The sequence below is a fragment of the Haemophilus sp. HMSC71H05 genome (assembly GCF_001838635.1).
GTDB classification, from domain to species: domain Bacteria; phylum Pseudomonadota; class Gammaproteobacteria; order Enterobacterales; family Pasteurellaceae; genus Haemophilus_D; species Haemophilus_D parainfluenzae_R.
Genome location: NZ_KV838026.1, coordinates 278406 through 300072, shown reverse-complemented (window position 1 = coordinate 300072; position 21667 = coordinate 278406). Strand labels below are relative to the sequence as shown.

Genomic DNA, 21667 nt, shown 5'->3' with positions numbered 1-21667 from the left:
AAAAAGTGCGGTCAAATTTGACCGCACTTTTGTTATCACTTAAAAGCACATTATTTTGCTGCTTTTAACTCTTGGTAATACTGTTCATAGTATTGGATTGCATCACCTACATCATCTTGCCAGTAGCTTTTTTGAAGAATTTCTGCTGGTGGATAAATAGCTGGATCTTCTGTGATTTCTTTCGGAAGTACTTTTTTCGCTTCAAGGTTAGCTGTTGGGTAACCGATCGCTAAAGTCAATTTTTCCGCTGCTTTTGCACCTAACAAGTAGTTAATCAACTTGTGTGCACCATCTGGGTTTTTAGAGGTTTTAGGAATCGCTAAAGTATCAACCCAAAGAACAGGCCCTTCTTTTGGGAACACCATATTTAATGGCGCTTGTTCTTTTTTCGCGATACGTACAGAACCATTCCATAACTGACCTAATTCTACTTCACCAGAGATGAAAGAGTTTGCAGGGTTATCAGAATTGAAAGAAAGTACGTTTGGACGTAATTTCAATAACTCTTCATAAGCTTGCTTGATAATTGCTGGATCTTTGGTATTTGGATCTTGACCAATTTTTAATAACGCAATATTGAATACTTCACGCGCATCATCCAATAATTGGATTTTATTTGCATATTCAGGTTTCCAGAAATCGCCCCAAGAAGTGAAGTCAGAACCTTTATAGGTATTGGTATTAAATGCAATACCTGGCGCACCTAACAACTGAGGAAGCGAGTATTTATTGCCTTTGTCATAAGGTTTGTTGAGCCAATCAGGGTCTAATTCTTTGATAACAGGTAATTTACTGTGATCTAATTCTTGTAGCATGCCTTCTCGTGCCATTTTAGATACGAAGTAGTTAGATGGTGCAATAACATCATAACCGCCTGCATCACCTTGGGTTTTCATTTTGGCATACATCGTCTCATTGGATTCAAGACTTGCCACGATAACTTTGATACCAGTTTCTTTTGTGAAGTCATCTAAAAGACCATCTGGTACGTATTCAGTCCAAGTATATAAGTACACAGTATCATTTGCTGGAGCCTGTGCTTTTGTTGCATCAGACTTGGCTTCTTTGTCGTTACAAGCAGTTAATGTAGCGGCAACTAAACCGGCAGTAAGCAAACCTGCAAATTTTTTCATTTTTCTTTGTTCTCCGTAAAAGAGGGGTAAAAAACCACCTGCATTAATGCAGGTATAAAAAAACGCCTTGATTGTGCGTCAAGGCGTATTTTATTTGATCTTAAAAGATTTGTGAAACCTTTTTATATCAATGTTTAATGATTATTTTTGCGTGTAACTAATTGACTTAAAATGACTAATCCTAATGAAAGCACAATCATAATCGTTGCTAACGCGTTTACTTCTGGTGTTACCCCTGTTTTAACAAGAGAGAAGATACGCAACGGTAGGATTTCATAGCTTACACCACTTACGAAAGAGGATACAACAACATCATCTAATGAAATAGTAAAGCTTAATAACCAACCTGATACCACTGCAGGTAAGGCAAGTGGTAGGATAATTTTACGCAAAATAGTGACTTCGCTAGCACCTAAATCTTTTGCTGCTTCAAGCATTCTTGCATCAAAGCCATTTAAGCGAGAGAAAATCGTCACGGTAACATAAGGTAAACAGAACGTTACGTGCGCCAATAATAATGACCAGAAACCTAACGAAATCCCTACAACCATGAATAAGGCAAGTAGAGACACCGCCATAACGATATCAGGTGACATCATGACGATAAATAACATACCGCTTACTGCTTGTTTACCGCGGAAACGATAGCGATAAAGTGCAATCGCGGTTAAACCACCCACAATAGTTGCTAACGTTGCAGCAAAGAAAGCAATAGTGACAGAGTGGAACGCAGCTTGGATTAAGGTATCGTTATTAAATAAACGCTCATACCAGTTCCAACTAAAGCCTTTCCAACTTAAACCATAACGGTCTTCGTTAAAGGAGTTAGTTACCAAGATAATAATTGGGATATACAAATAAGCGTATACCACAAACATAAAAATATTACGTAGTAAACGACTCATTATTCTAACTCCACTTTCTTATTCAACAGTTTATTTGCACGATAGTAAACGAAAATCAACAATGCCATTAAGATGGTTAAGCCGATACTGATTGCTGAACCGAATGGCCAGTTACGGGAAATTAAGAATTCACTCTTAATCACGTTACCAACTAATAATACTTTCGCACCACCAAGTAAGTCTGCTACATAGAACATTCCCATTGCTGGTAGTAATACTAATAAACAACCCGCTACGATACCTGGCATGGTCAATGGCAAAATAACACGGAAGAAACGTTGAACTGCATTCGCGCCTAAATCTCTTGCCGCTTCTAATAAACGTCCATCTAATTTTTCAATAGCAGAGTAGAGCGGTAGAATCATAAATGGTAAAAGGAGATACACTAAACCAATGATTACAGCTACTTCGGTATTTAAAATACGAATAGGCTCACTCAAAATGCCCATATCCATTAACATGGTATTCAACACACCTTTCACGCCAAGGAATACTTTCATCCCATAGATACGAATCAGTGAGTTTGTCCAGAATGGCAATACCACGAGGAATAACAAAAATGGACGATATTTTGGATTAATTTTGCTGACCATAAAGGCAAACGGATAGCCAATGAGTAAGCAAATAATCGTTGCGATGCCAGACATATACAATGAGTTCCATACTACCTGTGCATAAAGCGGATTAAACAGGTTAGTGTAGTTATCTAAAGTAAATGGCAAAGCATAAAAGTCGCTACCATCTCGGGTTAAAAAACTTACGGTTAATACTAATAAGTTTGGAATTAGCACAAAGAAGATTAACCAACTGAAGATAATTGCAACAGTAATTTTCTGGAATTTATTATTGATTATCTTCATCGTTGAGTACAACCTCCCAACCTTCGTGCCATGTAATACCTACACGTTGACCAACACTGTGATCCATATGTGGGTCATCTTCGTTAAAGAATTCGCTCACTAATACGCGTTTGCCGTTGTGATCAAATTCGACTGTAGACTCAAGTGTCATCCCTTTATAGGTACGATCCACAATGCGACCAATAATTGCATTTGAGTGCTCATTTTCGTCAAGCTCTTCAATCACAATATCTTCTGGGCGTAATAACACTTGTAGTTTTTGACCTTTTTCAGCAGAAATGCTTGTGTGGATATCACATACACGACCTTCTACGTTAGCAAGTAGCTCATCGTCAGATTTACGTTCAATCACAGTGGCATCAAATACGTTGATTTCACCAATGAAGCGAGCGACGAATAGGTTAGCTGGATCTTCATAGATTTCGCGTGGTGAACCATCTTGTGCAATTTTACCTTTACGCAATAAGACGATGCGGTCAGACATGGTGATCGCTTCTTCTTGGTCATGAGTAACGAAAATAAAGGTTATGCCAAGTTGACGCTGTAATTGTTTAAGTTCATTTTGCATTTGTTTACGTAACTTATAATCCAGCGCAGATAAAGATTCATCAAGTAGCAACACTTTTGGCTTATTCACAACAGCACGAGCAATCGCGATACGTTGTTGCTGACCACCAGAAAGTTGAGCTGGTTTACGGTCGGCCATTTCCTCTAATTGCACCATACGCAATGCATCCAGAACACGAGGTTTAATCTCGCTTTCTGCCACTTTTTGCATACGCAAACCAAAAGCCACGTTATCAAAAATAGTCATATGCGGGAATAATGCATAACTTTGGAATACGGTGTTAATGTGGCGTTTTTCCGCCGGAACATTAGTAATGTCCTCACCGTCCAAAATAATATGACCTTCATCTAATTCTTCTAAACCCGCTAATAAACGCAAAACTGTAGTTTTACCACAGCCAGAAGGGCCAAGAATTGTGACGAATTCACCGTTATTAATGGTTAGATTGAAATCATTAATGATTGTGTTGGAACCATAGGATTTTTTGATAGAACGAAGCTCAATAATAGGCTTGTTTTGAACCAGATTTTCCACTAGCTTTGGTTTTCTCCCTAATTTCACCAATTTGATTGGTACTGAGTAGAAATAAACCTGCAAAAAATGATGCAGGGGCGACATAAAATTGAACAGATATGATATAGCGAATTGTTAATGATGAAAAGGATTTAATCGTGTTTTTAGGAAAAAATTTATCGAAAATTTGACCGCACTTTTTTCAGAAAATCTTATAACTCTCTACTTTATTGTTATATATCAAGAACTGTAACGAATTTTGGGATTAGACTAGTGCCGATATAAAGGAGAATTTTAAAATGGAAGAACATAATAACAATGAATTATTACAGCGATTTTTAACTTATGTCACGTTTGATACGCAATCTAAATCGTCTGCAAAACATTCACCCAGTTCGCCAGGACAAATGAAATTAGCTTTGCATTTGCAGCAGGAATTAATTGAACTAGGTTTACAAGATGTTAATGTGACAAAGCATGCCGTCGTAACGGCTTATTTACCCTCAAATCATCCTGATTTAACACAAACCATAGGTTTTATTTCTCATTTAGATACCTCACCACAATGCAGCGGTAAAAATGTTCAACCAGAAGTGATCGAAAACTATCGAGGGGGAGATATCGCATTAGGTTTAGGGGAAGAGTTTATTAGCCCTGTTTATTATCCATTTTTACATCAGCTTATTGGCAAAACTTTGATTGTGACAGATGGAACCACTTTACTTGGTGCGGATAATAAAGCTGGAATCGCAGAAATTATGACCGCACTTTCTGTCTTACAACAGGAAAATATCCCACATTGCAATATTCGAGTGGCATTTACGCCTGACGAAGAAATTGGTTTAGGTATGCATTATTTTCCATTAGACGATTTCCCTTGTGATTGGGCATATACCATTGATGGTGGGGAAGTGGGCGAGCTCGAGTATGAGAATTTTAATGCGGCAACGGCAAAAATCACCTTTAAAGGCCGGGGGATTCATCCAGGGTATGCGAAAAATAAATTAGTGAATGCGCTTACCTTAGCTTGTGAGTTTCAACAAGGTTTTCCAAAAGATGATGTTCCCGAAAAAACATCAGGAAAAGAGGGGTTTTTCCATTTAGATGATTTTAAAGGGGATATTGAGAAAGTTGAGCTACATTACCTCATTCGAGATTTTGACCAAGCTAATTTTGAGCAACGTAAAGCGTTTATTTATCAACTTGTAGAAAAATTTAATAGAGAGAAAAGCCTAAAAGACCCTGTGGAATGTGTTATTGAAGACAGTTATAAAAATATGTATGACACAGTCAAAAATGTCCCACAGGCGATTAAGCTCGCGGATGCAGCAATGAAAGCTTGCGGTATTACACCAAATCACAAACCAATACGAGGTGGAACCGATGGGGCATTTTTAGCGGAAAAAGGATTAGCTTGCCCAAATATCTTTACTGGCGGCTATAATTTCCATAGCAAACATGAGTTAGTGACCCTTGAAGGGATGGAAAAAGCTGTCGAAGTGGTTATAAAAATAGCAAACTGTAAAGATTTGTAAATTAGTGTAAAGAAAAAACTTGCATTTGTCAGAATATGTCAATATAATCGTTAGCGTTTTATCGAGATTCCTTTGATAAAGCTAAACTTTAGAGATTTTATTCATAAATTCCTTTTTGGTGCTCCTAAGAAATTAGGAGCTTTTTTTTGCCTTAAATTCAGATCTTTACTTCAAAAACGGATTGTTTCGTTTTTCTCGTCCAATGGTTGTGTAAGGACCATGTCCCGCAATAACAACCATATCATCATTTAATGTAAATAATTTATTCTTGATTGATGAGATCAAGGTGTCGAAATCCCCACGAGGGAAGTCCGTACGACCAATACTGTTTTGGAAAAGGACATCGCCAGTAAAAGCAATATTTTTTTCATGTTCAATAAAACCAATGTGGCCAGGTGTATGACCAGGAAGATGAAGAATTTCAAAGGTAAAGGCTCCAATTTGAATTTTTTCGCCTTCTTGATTAAACCAGCGATCAGGTGTAAATGCAGAAATATAAGGTAATCCAAACTGCTGAGATTGTTGTGGTAGACTTTCAAAAAGGAAACCATCTTCTTCCTGTGAGCCCCAGATTTCAATGTTAAAATGATCGCGAATCGCTTCAGCAGCCCCTACATGATCAAGATGGCCATGTGTTAATAAGACTGCTTTTAGGTTTAATTCTAATTCCTCAATGCGTTGAATAAGCTTTTCCGCATTGCCACCAGGATCGATAATTGCCGCATTTTTTTCATCATCCCAAATAATAGAGCAATTTTGCTGAAAGGCTGTAACTGGAATAATTTCAATATTCATCTTTTTTCCTTATTGTTGATAACAAAAAACCGCACTAAAGTGCGGTCTAAAATTAAACTGTTTTTTATGCACCACGCCATGTTCTTACAGGGCCAGTATCCACGTGAATAAAATTACTATACGGATAATATCCTACACCACCGCTATCAAGATTTTCGGCTGCTTGGCGTAATCTTGCTAAAGGTACACCAGGGATTTTAAAATCAATCGCTTGGCCTTTAATATGATAGCTGTTGCTTGCTACATCTCGACTTTGTCTACGACGCATGGCATTTGTCGCTACACTACGATAGCCACAAATCACATCAATTTGTGCAGTACGTAAACCTAAATCACTTTGTAAATGATAAAACTTCATGAAGAGATTTGGATCCATTCGGCGTACTTGGTCTGTACGGCGATCTCTCATGAAGTAATCAAGTTTACCAAGTAATGAACGATTAAATCCAGTTGTTGCAGAGAACTCACCGCTTAATCGTTCATTGGTGTTGACATTATAGAAGCTGAGAATACGAGGTTTAGGGGTAGAGACCATTGCTAACACAGTACTCGGCATCATGCTTGCGCCTAAAACGATGCCGCCTAATGAAAGCCATTTACGACGATTTTTGTCAATGTTACCCATTTTTTTAGTCTCTTTTGTTACCCATCTCTCACCCTAGACAACTTTTTCTTTAAAAAGTTCTAGCGCGAACATTGTTTAAAGATATTTTTTTACAACTGCCCAGTCAATACCATTAAACGTCGCGGCATCGTCGTATTTATAAATATCCGGTAAAACTTGTGTTTGGCCGTTTTCAACCCATGCAGTCACATAATACAAGAATACAGGATCATTTGTACGAATGCTCGCAGACGTTGTTTTCTTACTTTCTAAAACGTTACGTTTTTTATCTTCTGACCAACCCGCTTCTTGTAACAGAATTGAGGCAAGTTGATCGGATTTTTCTACACGCACACAACCTGAGCTTAATGCACGGTCTTTTTTGCTGAATAAGCTATGATTTGGCGTATCGTGAAGATAAATCGCATCAGAGCTTGGCATATTAAATTTATAGTTACCTAATGCACTGTCGCCAGCTGCTTGACGGATACGGTACGGGAATTTATCACCAATGCTACTCCAATTAATTGAGTAAGGATCGATAGTATTACCTTTGCTATCCAAAATAGAGTAGTTGTGTGCAGCCGCATAGCCAGGGTCACGTTTTAATTTCGGTAAAATATCTTCATTGATTAAACGTGTTGGGGCATTCCAAGGTGGATTAACAACCACATTGCTCAAACGACTGTACATCACCGGTGTACGACGTTCATTTTTCCCTACAATAACGCGTGATTCTAAAATTGCTTTGCCATCACGATAATATTTCAATTGATAGCTTGGAATATTAACAAAGATTCCATTTTCAAAATCAGGAATAACGCGTAAACGTTGTGCATTAAGGGCTAGTTTTTTACCCATTGCAGAAATACCTGAAGCTGAAATCATCGATGGAAGTGCTTGTACCGTTTCACGGTATAAACGATTATGGTTAGATAATCCGTTTACAAAACCAGAAACTGCATTGTTTTTAACCGCACTTTGCCATTGCTCAATAATTTCTTGGTTTGGTAATTCTGGTTTATAAGCATTCGTTGCGTATAACCAACGTTGTGCTTGTTGATTGACGTTCTTGCTGTAATACAGGTAATCAAGGAAAGCATCACTTAATAATACATCATAGGTGAGCCCGCCCGTTTTTTCAGCATTATGTAAATTAACTAATGATTGAGCAGAGCGTTTAGAAATACCAGATGCTACCATGGCGGCATATTCACGTAGGAATTGTTTCTCAGCCGCCTTGTCTTTCCACATTAAGTCATATTTATTATCAGCATATAATTTTGCCAAAATTGGTTTGAACTGTAGATTTTGTTCACCAATTTCATGCGTTAATGACATCTCTAGCATCGCTTGCTTTTCTGCGGCTAAACGAGCTTGATCTTCTTTTATTTCAGCTTCAAGTTTTGCTCGTTCTTCAGGACTTAATTTAGACATATCAACGCCTTTATTTTCGGCTTGTTGAGACTGTCCAACTGTTTTGGCCCATTCAGCTAATGCACAACCTGACGTCATCATTGATAATGATAAAACTAATGCGCTTAATTTCATTGTTCCTTTTAACATTGCTGTACCTTTAAAAATATTCATAAAAAATAACCGCACTTCAGTTTTTTCATCTGCCAAAGTGCGGTCAAAATAATCATTATTTTGTTGCTTTTGCCGCTTCTTGTTTTATTTCAGCATCCACTTTTTGTTGATTCGTATTAAGTTTAACTAAATCAGCTGCCATTTTTTCCGCTTCTTTTAAGAAGAAATCAGGTGCTTCATAGTCTTTTGGCAAATCATCAATGTCTTTTAATGCTTTTTTGCCTTCACGTTTAAAACGATCATTGAGATCTTTTAAACGTCTCGCATCATCTTTATCATTTTCCGCTTTGCGCTCTTGGAAATTCAATGATAAGAATTTGCGTTCACGACGTTCATCACGGATTTTAAGATCTTCATTTAAAGCAATAAATTCAGGATCTTTTGCAATACGCTCTAGATGTTTTTCATTTAATGCTTCAACATCTTTACGTGCTTTATTGGTTTCAGAATAAGTCGCCGGTGGAATTTTATCCCAAGGTAATGCGTTATCTTCTTTTTCTTCACCAATTTCTTTGGCATCAATAATTTCAGGGAAATTAATATCTGCAGCGACACCTTTTAATTGGGTTGAACCACCATTAATTCGATAGAATTTTTGGATAGTATATTGCAATACACCAAGTGGTGTTTGGTCTAAATCATAAACAAAGTTTAATGAACGACTTTGTTGTACGGTACCTTTACCAAAGGTATTTTGCCCAATAATGATACCACGATTGTAATCTTGCATTGCCGCAGCAAAAATTTCAGAGGCTGATGCACTGAAACGATTAATCATTACCAACAATGGTCCTTTATATTGCTGAGCATTGTCATCATCTTCGTGTACACGAATACGTTGATACGCATCTCGTACTTGTACCACTGGACCGTCAGTGATGAATAAACCGCTTAATGCAACGGCTTCTGTTAATGCACCACCGCCATTTTCACGAAGATCCACAATTAAAGCGCCAATTTTTTTCTTCTCAGCATCTACTAATAATTTTTTCACATCATCAGTTAAGCCAATATAGAAACTTGGAATTTTAATGACACCAACAGTTTCACCCTCTACTTTAGAAACAGTGAGTTTTGCTGCTTGGTCTTCAATACGGACTTTATCGCGTACTAAAGTGACAATACGGCTTTTTCCACCTTTTGCAGGTTCAATTTCAAGACGAACTTTTGTTCCTTTTTTACCTTTGATTTTGTCAACGATATCTTCTAAACGCCAACCGATAATATCTTCGATTTCGCCTTTTTCTTGGCCCACACCAATGATTTTATCGCCCGCTTGTAATTTCTTACTGCGTTCAGCCGGCGCACCTGGTACTAAAGACTTAATACTGGTTTCGTCATCTTCAGATTGTAATGTTGCACCAATCCCTTCTAAAGAAAGGTTCATGCTTTCATTAAAGCTTTTTGCAGTACGTGGCGCAAGGTAGCTTGTATGTGGGTCAATTTCTCGAGCAAAAGCATTAATATAAATTTGAACAATATCATCCGCTTTAGTTTGAGTTAATCGACGAATCGCTAAATTGTAACGTTTAGTGAGTTTTTCTTTAATTTCAGGCCATTTTTTATCTTTTAATTTCAGGCTGATTACATCATTTTTGACGCGTTCTTCCCAAAGCTTATTCGCTTCTTCTTCCGTTGCTGGAAAAGGAGCTTTTTCACGATCGATCTCAATTTGATCATTGCCTCTTAAATCAGGTTCTTTATCCAATAGAGATAGAGCATAAGCATAACGCTCATAACGACGTTTCATCATCAGATCGTAAATAGCAAATGCGGCTGAAAGATCGCCCTCATTAAGTTGGTCATCTAATTTTGAGCCATATTTAGCACGTAAATCATCAATATCTGATTTTAAAAAGGTGTTATGGCTGTAATCTAAACTTTTAATATAACGATCAAAAATCTTTTCGGAAAAGGCGTCATCAAGCTGAAATTTACGATAATGTGATTGGGTTAAACGTGTCGTTGCACGCTTAGTTGCTAACTGATTTGCATCAGTTGCCGAAGGAATCGTAATATCACTTTGCTTTAATTTCGGCTGTACAGCAAATGTGTCAGACGAATGAAGAAATAACGCACCTAAAATTGCTGTCGCAATAAGACTTTTGGTTGTATGTAATTTCATTTAACCTTTCCCGATAAGAAATAAATTATTAGGCAAATAAACGATCTGCGGTGACTGTCATCACTAAACCATTTTCAAGTTCTACGCGTGCACCATCTTTTTCCACATTTAATACGGTCGCATTTTTCGCTTGTTCAGCCACTTTTACTTTCACTTTGCTACCCGCAGAAAGTGTTGTGAAATCAACCGCACTTAGTTTTACTTGTGGTGCTTTTGGTTTGCGAGTGGCTTGATTTGAATTTGGTTTACGAGCCGGTCGTTTTTGTTGTGCTTTTTTCGCTGCTAATTCTGCTTTGCGTTTTTCTGCAAATTTAGCTTTTGCTTCAGCTAATTGTTGCGTCGCATGAGAAACGTGTTCTGCGTCTAATACACCAGCAGGGTTGCCGTATAAATCTACACGCTCAGCTCCTTCACGGCAGCCGTGTAAATAGCGCCAGTTAGAAGTGTATTGACGTAAAGCCTGACGTAATTGAGTTTTGCTGACACGTTCATCATCTTTTAATGCTTCAGCAAGATCTTGGAAAAGACCAATTTTTAATGGTTTTGCTTCACCTTCTGCAATAAAGCAAAGCGGGAATTTTTCCACAAGATATGCAATAATCGCTTTTGTATCAGTTAATTTTTGAACGCCTTCAGCATTATTTTCAGCTTGGGCTTCAACTTGAGAATCTGTCATTTCTGCGTTTTCCTAGGATAAAAAAATAAAAACTTGCACAGTTTACCGCACTTTTATAAGGATTGACAATGGTTGGGCGGAATAATTCCGTTTCTAGTACAGATGTATAACTTCACAAATCCCCTCAATTAAGGCTAAAATAGTCTACTTTTTAAATTTTTGATGAAATAATGACAAAAACACCTGATTTTACTCATGCTACTTATAAACTTGTGCGTTGCATAGGATGCGATGCAACGGTGTCTGTTTGTCGTCCTCAAGAAGGGGAATACGCGCAATGTCCGCGTTGCCATCATAAATTGCAATCGGGAAGTCGTTGGTCACTTAAACGTTGTTCATTAATCGCCCTTTCTATCTTAATTTTAATGCCATTTGCTTTAGGCTATCCTTTATTGAGCTTAGATTTACTAGGTACCAAAATTGATGCTTCTGTTTGGAAAGGGATTTGGAAAATGGCAGTAGAGGGATATTCCTATACTGCATTTATGATTTTCATCTGTGCTGTTTTAATGCCTGTCTCTTTTGCAATTTTAGTCATTATGTTGCAGATTTCTAAATTACTCAAAATTAAGCCTCGTAATGTCTTATTATTTGTGGGTTATATTAAGCCTTGGGTGATGTTCGACGTCTATTTAGTTGCACTGGCTGTCACTATGTTTAAAGTGCGTGAATATGCCACATTAGAAGTGGATGTGTATTTAATTGCTTTTGTTTTTACTGCACTTTTAACCACTTTATTATTCATTAAAATTAATTTAGATGATTTATGGCATGATTTTTATCCCGATCAGAAACCGGTTACCAAAAGTGATAAACCGTTAGAGCTTTGTACCGCTTGCGATTACACTTTTTTAAAAGAAGATCAACAATACGATCACCGTCATCGAGCCATTTGCCCACGTTGTGCATCGCTTATTGAAATACCAGAGAGTGTAAAATTACAACGTGTTTGGGCGACATTAGTGGCGGGGATTATCATGCTTTTCCCTGCAAACTTGCTCCCAATATCTGGCGTTTATTTGACAGGAAGTTTGTCACAAGATACCTTGATGTCGGGTGTAATGTCATTTATAAGCATGGGCAGCTATTTTGTTGCTTTCGTGGTATTCTTCGCCAGTATTTTTGTGCCCGTAAGCAAAATCCTGATTATGTTGTATTTACTGGCAAGCGTGCATTTTAAATGGAGACATTCAATTAAATGGCAAATGCGGCTATTACATATCGTTCACTTTGTAGGACGTTGGTCAATGCTGGATCTTTTTGTGCTAGCCTTGATGATGTCTCTAGTAACACGCGGACAGATTATTAATTTTACTGTAGGCCCTGCGGCATTTTATTTCGGTGCAGCAGTGTTTTTAACTATGATTTCAACTTCTCAGTTTGATAGTCGATTAATTTGGAAAATTTATGACAGAAAACAATAAACCAGAATCTCAATCTATTGATGAGCAATCTAACAATGTAGAAGCGTTATTACGTAAGAATAAACGCATCTCACCGTTTTGGTTGTTACCTTTTATCGCATTATGTATTGGTGCCATTTTATTTTTCCAAATTGTACAAGAACGAGGAAAGACTATTACGATCACGTTCTCTAATGGGGCAGGGCTCGTTGCAGATAAAACCCCTATTCGCTATCAAGGTTTGCAAATTGGTGTCGTGAAGAAGGTTAACTTTACCGACAATATGCAAAAAGTGAAAGTTGAGGCAAATATTTATTCTGAAGCAACAGAAGTGTTAAAAGAGAATACCAAGTTCTGGCTTGTTCAGCCAAGTGTGTCTCTTGCAGGTATTTCAGGCTTAGATTCTTTGGTTTCAGGAAATTATATTACCCTACAACCAGGTGATGGTGATTCAGAAGATGAATTTATTGCAGAAGAGCAAGGCCCTATTGCACAAGTCAATCCTGGGGATTTATTAATTCATTTAATTTCAGATGATTTAGGATCAATTTCGATTGGTGCTTCTGTGTATTTCAAAAAAATGCCAGTCGGGAAAATTTATGATTACCGATTTAATAAAGACAATAAAGTTGAAATTGATGTAGTAATTGATAAAGCCTTCGCGCATTTTGTGAAGAAAGATTCACGTTTCTGGAATATTAGCGGTATTAACGCCAATATTAATTCATCTGGTATGAATGTGTCGGTTGAAAGTTTAAATGCGGTGGTGCAAGGTGCCGTATCATTCGACTCGCCATCAGATAGCCCGCAAGCGGTGACTAACAGCAACTATATCCTTTATTCTAATTTGCAAGCGGCTAAACGCGGGATTGAAGTTGAGGTGACTCTACCTGTTTCTGCTGGGTTACAAGCAGGACAAACTTCTGTTTATTATGGTGATGAGCAAGTTGGTTTGCTTTCGTCTTTAAGAACCGTCGAAAACAATGAAGATATTTTACAAGGGACATTATTAATTGAGCCAAGCCAGGCAAATCTCTTAAAAACCAATACACATATTGTATTAAAAAATCGTAAGTTAGATTTAGGCGATATTGCTAACCCACAGAAATTCTTCCGTGGTGATTATTTCGAAATTATTCCAGGAAGTGGGGAAAGCAAAACGCAATTCGAAGTCATTCGAGAAAATGAGTTATTACTCAAAGCACCAAATACCTTGGTTTTGACCTTAACGGCACCAGAGACTTATGGTATCGCGGAAGGACAATCGGTGTTTTATAACAATATTGCCATTGGGCAAATTGTGAAACAGCACTTGAATGTTGATGGTGTCAAATTTGAAGTGGCGATTGCATCAGAATATCGCAATCTTATTCATGAAAACACCCAGTTTGTCGCTGCCTCTAATTTTGATGTGAGTTTGGGTATTGATGGCTTACGTTTTGAATCTGCAACACCATCAAAATGGTTGCAAGGTGGCGTGCGTGTCTTAGCGAAAAAAGGAAGTGGCGCACCGCATTCTACCTATCCACTTTATAAGGATATTAGCAGTGCAGAAACAGGCGTTACGGGCAACTTAGTGAATCCAACGATTGTGTTACATTCCACTAATTTGCCAAGTATTAGCAAAGGTTCTGTGGTGCTTTATCGTCAGTTTGAAGTGGGTAAAATTATTAACGTAAGACCGAAAGCTAATAATTTTGATATTGATGTGTATATTTATCCGGCTTATCAAGATCTTCTGACAGATAAAAGCGTATTCTGGGTTGAAAGTGCGGCACAGATTGATATTACGCCGAAAGGCATTAGTATCCAGGCTTCACCGGTTGCGCGATCATTAAAAGGCGCAATTAGTTTTGATAATACGGGTTCAGGCAAAAATAAAACACTTTATCCAAGTGAATTGAGAGCTAAATCAGCGGGGCAAGTGATTACGTTAATAACAGATGATGCAACGGCTTTAAGTAAAGGAATGAGTTTGCGTTATCTTGGTATGAATGTTGGTGAAGTTGAGCAGATTGCCCTTGATCAAAAAACAAATCGTATCACAGCAAAAGCATTAATTAACCCAAGTTATATGGGGATGATTGCAAAAGAAGGTACGGTATTTAAAGTGATTTCCCCACAAATCTCAGCGGGTGGAATTGAAAATTTAGATAGCCTTTTACAGCCTTACATTGATATTGAATTAGGTAAAGGTCCATCAAAAACACAGTTTAATTTAGCGCAAACCGCACAACCTCGAAATAAATACAGTAATGGCGTGCCATTTATTTTGGAAACCAGTGATGCGATGAATTTAACGGAAGGATCACCTGTGCTTTATCGAGGTGTTGAAGTGGGAACCGTTCGTAAGTTTGAATTGAATTCTTTAGGTGATCGTGTATTGGTGCATATTGCGATTACACCGAAATATCAACATTTGGTACGTAAAAATTCAGAGTTCTGGGTTTCATCAGGTTATGATTTCAACCTTGGTTGGAAAGGGGCTGAATTTAATACCGGTAGTGTACAGCAATTGTTGAAAGGGGGCATTTCGTTCTCGACTCCATCGGGTACGATCGTTCAACCGCAAGCAACGGCAAATCAGCGCTTTATGTTGCAAGTGAAGAAACCAGCTGAAGCACCAACTTGGAATTCGGGTGCTTTACCGGCAAATCAATAAAACATAAAAAGAAATAACCGCACTTTTGAATAATCAAAGTGCGGTTATTTTTTTAGGTATTTTGAATAGTGTTATAGGTGTTATTGTCCCATATTTTTGACTGATTTTAAAAAGCCTTTGGCTGAAGTATAGACTTCATCTTTGCCCTGAGCATGTAAAATCATATCGGACATTTCACGGAACGCACCCTTCCCGCCGCCAAGTGAAAGTATATAATCCACAGCATTTTGCACATAAGGCGCAGAGTCTGCCACAGCAAAAGAAAGGCCACAGGTTGCAAAAGCAGGGAGATCGACGCTGTCATCACCAATATAGGCTGTTTGCTCTGCTGTAACTCCTGCTTGTTTCATGAGTTCCAAACAAGCACTTTCTTTCTCAAGCTTGCCTAAAAAGAACAATTTAATTCTGAGATCACTAATTCGCTTACGTAGAATCGCAGAATCTCTGCCCGATAATACGGCAACTTGAATACCTGCATCCATCAACATTTTGACACCAAGACCATCACGCACATGGAAACTTTTAATTGCTTCACCATTCGCATCGTAATGGAGTAGCCCGTCAGTTAATACGCCATCGACATCGGTGATGACCAATTTAATTTTCTTTAATTTTTCGTTAATCATTAGCTTGAGAACTCCACTAAACCCACAACATTATTTTCATCATTGACCACAACAAGAGAGTGAATTTTCTTCTCTTTCATCAAGTCTTCCGCTTTCGCTAAGAATTCATTTTCATGAATAGTTTTCGGTGAAGAGGTCATCAATTCTTTAGCGGTCTTGTTAAGGGTATCAGCACCATTAGCTGTTAATGCTCGACGCACATCACCATCGGTAATAATGCCTTTAAGTTGTTGGTTTTCCATCACTAATGCCACACCCATACGACCTTCATTCATAATGCTTAAGCAATCAGTGAAGCTGGTCTCTGGTGTGGTGATTGGCAGGCGAGTTTGCATTTGATCTTTTACTTTGCATAACAAACGACGACCAAGGCTACCACCTGGATGGAATTTCGCAAAATCAGCCGGTTGGAAATGGCGAGCAGTAATCAATGAAACCGCAAGGGCATCGCCTAAGGCTAAAGTCACTAACGCAGAAGTGGTTGGTGCGAGGTTATTTGGACAGACTTCGCGTTCTACGGTGATATCTAAAACATAATCCGCATGGCGAGCAAGCGTAGAGTTTTTATTGCTGGTTAAAGCAATAATTTTATTGCCGAAGTTTTTCAAACTTGGAATGAGTTTATTTACATCATCGGTTTCACCGCTATAAGAAATCAGCATCACGATGTCGATGGGTTTTAACATACCTAAATCGCCATGAAATGCCTCGGTTGGGTGAAGGAAGAAACTTGGTGTTCCTGTAGAAGCAAAAGTCGCCACCATTTTTTTGCCAATTAGCCCCGATTTACCAATACCACCGATGACCAAACGACCTTCGCAAGCAAGGATAAGATCCACAACTTGAGAAAACTCATCATCCAAGCGTTGGCTTAGTTGTGTGAGCGCTTGGCTTTCAACAGAAAGCGTTTCTCGTGCGATTTGTAAATAATTCATAGGAAATCCTTATGATAAAAGTGCGGTTGAAAATAACCGTGTTTTGCAGGGCTATTCTAACGGAAGTTATTAAAAATAAGAATGAAAATTTGACCGCTCTTTGAATTCCCCCTATACTACGCCGCGAGTTGGTTAGACAATCGCTGGTTTATTGAAGCCCTTAACCGTGTTCGCACGACCTAGTGGGACAAGTAAACGAGAGGAAAGTCCGAGCTACAAAGGGCAGAGTGCCGGATAACGTCCGGGCGGCGTGAGCCGACGACCAGTGCAACAGAGAGCAGACCGCCGTGAAAACGGTAAGGGTGAAAGGGTGTGGTAAGAGCACACCGTGCCGTTGGTAACAACGTGCAGCAAGGTAAACTCCACTCGTAGCAAGACCAAATAGGAACTCAATGGGTGGCCCGTCCAGAGTTCGGGTAGGTTGCTTGAGCGGCAGAGTAATTTGTCGCCTAGAGGAATGATTGTCCACGACAGAACTCGGCTTATCGACCAACTCAACAAATTCATCAAAAATGACCGCACTTTTGTTTTTTCAATTCTAATTTGAACGGAATGAATAAAAGTGCGGTCATTTTCTTTTGTGTTTTACCACAAGCTCATTTGTTCTAAATGGCTTTCTTCCGGTAACGTCACATGTAATCCTACAAGACGAATGGATTTCCCGTGGCTACGTTGCCAAATTTGTTCCAGTAATTGTTGAAAGCTTTCTAACGATAAAGTTAAGCCGGTTTTTTCTAAGGTAGTGACCTGAAAATCTTCAAACTTTAATTTCACCCCAATTTTACGAAATGCGGTTAAGGGGATATTCGGCGCGCTTCGTTCAATACGGCGAATAAGCTCGGCATAGAGATCATCCAACAGAGCTATACCTTGTTCGAGATGACGAATATTTTCGGATAAAGTGCGTTCCACGCCGATAGATTTTCGTTCTCGATGAGCTTGGATTTCACGATCATCAATGCCATGGCTAAAATCCCAAATTCGCTTGCCCATTTTACCGAAGATATTTAACAGAATAGATTGATCGAGTTTTTGCACATCTTCACAAGTTTCTAGCCCCATTTTCAATAAACGTTCAGAAGTGACTTTTCCCACACCCGGGATTTTCTTCAATGGTAGCGTTTTTACAAATTGCTCCACTTCATGAGGTTGAATCACAAATTGCCCATTAGGTTTATTCATATCGGAGGCAATTTTGGCGAGAAATTTAAGGGGGGCCACACCAGCAGAGGCGGTCAGTTTTAATTCATCAAAAATCGCTTGGCGAATTTCTTGTGCGATCCAAGTGGCGGATCCTGAACATTGTGTACAATCCGTAACATCTAAATAAGCCTCATCTAAGGAAAGTGGCTCAATGATAGAAGTATAGCGTTGAAAGATCTGATGAATTTGTGCGGATACCTGTTTATAAAGCGGCATATTAACTGGCACTAAAATCAGATTAGGGCATTTTTTGATAGCTTGTGCCGTCGGCATCGCACTGTGTAGTCCAAATTTTCGAGCTTCATAATTACAGGTGGTAAGCACACCACGTTGTCGAGAACTTCCCCCCACGGCGACAGGTTTGCCCTGTAGCGTTGGATTTTCACGGATTTCAACAGAGGCATAAAAGCAATCCATATCAATGTGAATAATTTTTCGGGTGGAATTCATGCGGTAAGTGCGGTCAAAATTAGGCGTGTTTTTAGTATATCGAAAAGAAAATAACTGTTCAACTATACAGTTATTAAAAAGCCCACATTACGTGGGCTAGATAAGAAAATTAACGATCTGAGAGAACGGTTTTATCACCAAACAGGATGACGCGTTCAATAGGATAAACATCAATTTTTTCTTGTTGGTTCATAAAGACTTTGCGTGCGTCTTCTGCCAATTGAACAAACGGAATTTGTAAATTAATATTGATGGATTTGCCTGGTTGTAATGGAGTTTCTAAATTGATTTGCATATCTTGGCTGTAAATAACTTTACGGTTATTCACATATACGCCCACCCATTGAATGTTTTTGATTGGTTTTTGACCAATGTTAGTGATTTCATGTTTGAATGCACTTAACGCTTGGCCATTTTCATCAACCACCATTTCACGATTACCAATATTGATGGCAAGGTATTTGTCGATGTTATCACTCGCTTTTACCGCTTGTTGTTGGGTTTGTGTTGCTTTTGCGGGTGTTGCTTCTTTTGCAATAACTTGTGTGTTAAATGCTAAACATAATGCACCTAATGAAAGTGCGGTCAGAGATTTTAATGTTTTCATTATTCGATTCCTTATAAAAAAGTGGCAAAATTTTACCCTAACTTCTTAGGTTAATAAATAGCTTCTTTTCCTTTCTTAGATTTTTTGATAAACTGCCGAACAATTTTGGGGCTGATTCTGGATTCGACGGGATTAGCGAAGCCCAAGGTGCACGTCGAGGTGCGGTAGGCCTCGTAAATAAACCGCAAAAAAATAGTCGCAAACGACGAACAATACGCTTTAGCAGCTTAATAACCTGCTCATAGCCTTCGCTCCCCAGCTTCCGCTCGTAAGACGGGGATAAAGCGGAGTCAAACCAAAACGAGATCGTGTGGAAGCCGCTGTTTGAGGATCGAAGCACTAAATTGAATCAAACTAGCTTAAGTTTAGCGTGTCTGTCCGCATGCTTAAGTGAAATTAAAGACGAGACTAAACGTGTAGTACTGAAGGTAGAGTAATTTCGGACGCGGGTTCAACTCCCGCCAGCTCCACCACAAAATAAACCTATCAAGTCCTATGAAAGACTTTAAAGCCTTGAAAATAATGACTTCAAGGCTTTTTTATTGCGCTTTTAACTTCTATCAAACTCTCGAACTTGAGTAGTAAGTTTAATAGTTGGCGCTTATTGATTGGTTAAATTGTTGCATTAGTAAAGTGCTTAGTAATCGGTAAATTATCAGCTAAAGGAGAAAAAATGAATATTTTATTATTAGACGGTGGAAAAGAGTTTGGCCATTCACATGGTGAGTTAAATCACACACTTCACAAAAAAGCGAAAGAAGTTTTGACCGCACTTGGACACAATGTAAAAGAAACCGTGATTGATGCCGGCTATGATGTTGAGGCAGAAATCGAAAAATTCTTGTGGATGGATGCCGTGATTTGGCAAATGCCAGGCTGGTGGATGCATGAACCTTGGACAGTAAAAAAATACATAGACGAAGTATTAACCGTCGGACACGGCAAGCTTTACCACAGTGATGGTCGCCATCGTGTCAATCCAACTGAAGGCTACGGCACAGGCGGCTTGTTACAAGGTAAAAAACACATGCTCTCGCTTACTTGGAATGCGCCGATTGAAGCATTCACCCGTGAAGGCGATTTCTTCGAAGGCAAAGGCGTAGATGCTGTGTACATGCCTTTCCACAAACTCAACGAGTTCATCGGTTTGACCCGTCTGCCGACATTCTTATGTAACGATGTGATTAAAAATCCACAAGTAGAACAATACTTAGCAGACTACCAAGCACATTTGGAAAAAGTATTCGGATAATTACAAAATATGAGTTTAGAAGGTGAGCATTTTGGCCCACCTTTTTTATTTTTATCTAATCAAATTTCCTAACGGGGAGAGGGAAGAGGAATAGACTGAGTTTAGAGCACACAAGCGGTCTAATTTTGAACTGAATTTGCAAAAACACCTAAAAATCTGACCGCACTTTAAAATAAAAAGATCTAAACATCCTCAATTTGAAACTGCTTACGCCAGCGATTAGGTGAAATCTTATGTTTTTTCAAGAAGTGCTGACGCAAGGCAGTATCGCTATGAAATCCACTTTGTTCTGCAATATCAGTAATAGATAAATCTGTGCTTTCCAAAAGCTCTCTTGCTCGTTGTAGTCTTGCTTCAATTAACCATTGATTTAATGACATTCCGGTTGCTTTACGAAAATGTCGGATGAAAGTGCTACGGCTCATTGACAAACGTTCTGCAAGGCTATCAGTCGAATGAAGCGCGGTCAGATTTTCATTTAAATAAGCAAGCAACGCATTGATATTATGATTAGGTGTGGAACGAGAAATAGGACGTTCGATAAATTGTGCTTGTCCGCCTTCACGATGAGGGGGGATAACCAGTATTCGGGCAATATGATTGGCAATTTTTACACCATATAATTTACGGACAATAGAAAGGCAACAATCCATGGAAGCTGCCGTTCCTGCTGAGGTAATCAGTCGATCTTGTTCCAAATAAATGGGATTTAAATCCCATTTCACCTGCGGAAAACGATTAGTAAAATCACTATATCCCAGCCAATGTGTGGTTGCTTTTTTGCCGTTAAGTAGGCCACTGCACGCCAACACATAGGCGCCATAACATAAACCCACTACTGTCGCGCCACGTTGATACGCTTGCCGTAATGCTGTTAATAAAGCCTCACTCGGCATCACTTGAGTATTATGCCATCCAGTCATTACAATAATATCAGCATTCTCCAACCATTCTAAACCTCCATCTAAATGTATGTGAAATAGCGAGTTTGTCAGGTTGTCCGAATCGCTAACGATCTTACACTCAAATAACGGCTTGCCGTTTAAATCCGACATAGAAAAAACGGAATATGCCATCGCAAAATGAATGGGCATCATTTGTTCATACACAATCAAAGCAACTGTGGGTTTATTCATTTTATTTCTCCTACTTTTATATGAGCATAGCACAAAAAAATGACCCGATTATTACGTTTATTGATTTTTTATCTATTTTTGCGCAATTT

18 protein-coding genes and 2 other RNA genes are annotated in these 21667 nt (G+C 38.7%); 6 read left to right on the top strand and 14 right to left on the bottom strand.

Features of this window, described 5'->3' with window-relative positions; genetic code table 11:
* Positions 1 to 50: 50 nt before the first annotated feature.
* The 4 genes from HMPREF3279_RS02770 to potA all read right to left on the bottom strand — a co-directional run bounded on the left by HMPREF3279_RS02770 (position 51) and on the right by potA (position 4000).
* Positions 51 to 1133 carry an extracellular solute-binding protein gene (locus HMPREF3279_RS02770; RefSeq protein WP_049365950.1) on the bottom strand — a complete coding sequence of 361 codons (1083 nt, stop codon included), beginning with the start codon at positions 1131 to 1133 and terminating at the stop codon, positions 51 to 53.
* A gap of 134 nt (positions 1134 to 1267) precedes the next feature.
* Positions 1268 to 2038, bottom strand: a complete 771-nt coding sequence (potC, locus tag HMPREF3279_RS02765; protein WP_005695832.1) for a spermidine/putrescine ABC transporter permease PotC — start codon at positions 2036 to 2038, stop codon at positions 1268 to 1270.
* Complete coding sequence (gene potB / locus HMPREF3279_RS02760) at positions 2038 to 2898, bottom strand: spermidine/putrescine ABC transporter permease PotB (protein WP_005695833.1); 861 nt, start codon at positions 2896 to 2898, stop codon at positions 2038 to 2040. The genes potC and potB overlap by 1 nt, the downstream gene beginning before the upstream one ends.
* Positions 2882 to 4000 (bottom strand): spermidine/putrescine ABC transporter ATP-binding protein PotA, encoded by a 1119-nt coding sequence (gene potA / locus HMPREF3279_RS02755; RefSeq protein ID WP_005698520.1) that lies wholly within the window; start codon positions 3998 to 4000, stop codon positions 2882 to 2884. The genes potB and potA overlap by 17 nt, the downstream gene beginning before the upstream one ends.
* Before the next feature lie 278 nt (positions 4001 to 4278).
* Between potA and pepT the strand changes: the two genes are divergently transcribed.
* On the top strand, positions 4279 to 5514 hold the full coding sequence (pepT, locus tag HMPREF3279_RS02750; protein ID WP_070867999.1) for a peptidase T: 1236 nt from the start codon (positions 4279 to 4281) through the stop codon (positions 5512 to 5514).
* Positions 5515 to 5679: 165 nt separating this feature from the next.
* Here the strand turns inward: pepT and HMPREF3279_RS02745 are convergent, their stop codons facing one another.
* The 5 genes from HMPREF3279_RS02745 to proQ form a co-directional block, all read right to left on the bottom strand.
* Complete coding sequence (locus HMPREF3279_RS02745) at positions 5680 to 6309, bottom strand: MBL fold metallo-hydrolase (protein ID WP_070867998.1); 630 nt, start codon at positions 6307 to 6309, stop codon at positions 5680 to 5682.
* 64 nt (positions 6310 to 6373) lie between these two features.
* Entirely contained in the window at positions 6374 to 6934 is a 561-nt protein-coding gene (locus HMPREF3279_RS02740) for a peptidoglycan L,D-endopeptidase MepK (protein WP_070867997.1), read from the bottom strand.
* Between the two features lie 75 nt (positions 6935 to 7009).
* Positions 7010 to 8479 (bottom strand): L,D-transpeptidase family protein, encoded by a 1470-nt coding sequence (locus tag HMPREF3279_RS02735; RefSeq protein ID WP_070867996.1) that lies wholly within the window; start codon positions 8477 to 8479, stop codon positions 7010 to 7012.
* A 79-nt stretch (positions 8480 to 8558) separates the two neighbouring features.
* Positions 8559 to 10628, bottom strand: a complete 2070-nt coding sequence (gene prc / locus HMPREF3279_RS02730) for a carboxy terminal-processing peptidase (protein WP_070867995.1) — start codon at positions 10626 to 10628, stop codon at positions 8559 to 8561.
* Positions 10629 to 10656: 28 nt separating this feature from the next.
* Positions 10657 to 11304 (bottom strand): RNA chaperone ProQ, encoded by a 648-nt coding sequence (gene proQ, locus HMPREF3279_RS02725; RefSeq protein ID WP_070867994.1) that lies wholly within the window; start codon positions 11302 to 11304, stop codon positions 10657 to 10659.
* A 170-nt stretch (positions 11305 to 11474) separates the two neighbouring features.
* On the opposite strand from proQ, the gene HMPREF3279_RS02720 reads away from it, so the two are divergent.
* Complete coding sequence (locus HMPREF3279_RS02720; RefSeq protein WP_032822728.1) at positions 11475 to 12728, top strand: paraquat-inducible protein A; 1254 nt, start codon at positions 11475 to 11477, stop codon at positions 12726 to 12728.
* Positions 12712 to 15369 carry a PqiB family protein gene (locus tag HMPREF3279_RS02715; RefSeq protein WP_070867993.1) on the top strand — a complete coding sequence of 886 codons (2658 nt, stop codon included), beginning with the start codon at positions 12712 to 12714 and terminating at the stop codon, positions 15367 to 15369. Before HMPREF3279_RS02720 ends, HMPREF3279_RS02715 begins: the two co-directional genes overlap by 17 nt.
* Positions 15370 to 15449: 80 nt before the next feature.
* On the opposite strand, the gene HMPREF3279_RS02710 is transcribed toward HMPREF3279_RS02715, so the two are convergent.
* Together HMPREF3279_RS02710 and HMPREF3279_RS02705 are read right to left on the bottom strand one after the other, a co-directional pair.
* Positions 15450 to 15995, bottom strand: coding sequence for a KdsC family phosphatase (locus tag HMPREF3279_RS02710; protein ID WP_070867992.1), 546 nt, complete (start codon positions 15993 to 15995; stop codon positions 15450 to 15452).
* The gene (locus tag HMPREF3279_RS02705) at positions 15995 to 16930 is read right to left on the bottom strand and encodes a KpsF/GutQ family sugar isomerase (RefSeq protein ID WP_070592279.1); all 936 of its coding nucleotides are present in this window, start codon (positions 16928 to 16930) and stop codon (positions 15995 to 15997) included. The genes HMPREF3279_RS02710 and HMPREF3279_RS02705 overlap by 1 nt, the downstream gene beginning before the upstream one ends.
* A gap of 124 nt (positions 16931 to 17054) precedes the next feature.
* Here HMPREF3279_RS02705 and rnpB point away from each other — a divergent pair.
* Positions 17055 to 17431: RNase P RNA component class A (rnpB, locus tag HMPREF3279_RS02700), an RNA gene on the top strand.
* 84 nt (positions 17432 to 17515) lie between these two features.
* On the opposite strand, the gene dinB is transcribed toward rnpB, so the two are convergent.
* Positions 17516 to 18583, bottom strand: coding sequence for a DNA polymerase IV (gene dinB, locus HMPREF3279_RS02695; RefSeq protein WP_049367445.1), 1068 nt, complete (start codon positions 18581 to 18583; stop codon positions 17516 to 17518).
* A gap of 109 nt (positions 18584 to 18692) precedes the next feature.
* Entirely contained in the window at positions 18693 to 19190 is a 498-nt protein-coding gene (locus tag HMPREF3279_RS02690) for a hypothetical protein (protein ID WP_049367446.1), read from the bottom strand.
* Between the two features lie 107 nt (positions 19191 to 19297).
* Between HMPREF3279_RS02690 and ssrA the strand changes: the two genes are divergently transcribed.
* Both ssrA and HMPREF3279_RS02680 read left to right on the top strand, forming a co-directional pair.
* Positions 19298 to 19663, top strand: a transfer-messenger RNA (tmRNA) gene (gene ssrA, locus HMPREF3279_RS02685).
* A gap of 200 nt (positions 19664 to 19863) precedes the next feature.
* Positions 19864 to 20442 carry an NAD(P)H-dependent oxidoreductase gene (locus HMPREF3279_RS02680; RefSeq protein ID WP_049367484.1) on the top strand — a complete coding sequence of 193 codons (579 nt, stop codon included), beginning with the start codon at positions 19864 to 19866 and terminating at the stop codon, positions 20440 to 20442.
* Between the two features lie 182 nt (positions 20443 to 20624).
* Here HMPREF3279_RS02680 and HMPREF3279_RS02675 read toward each other — a convergent pair whose 3' ends face one another.
* On the bottom strand, positions 20625 to 21578 hold the full coding sequence (locus tag HMPREF3279_RS02675) for a GlxA family transcriptional regulator (protein WP_070867991.1): 954 nt from the start codon (positions 21576 to 21578) through the stop codon (positions 20625 to 20627).
* Positions 21579 to 21667 lie beyond the last annotated feature (89 nt).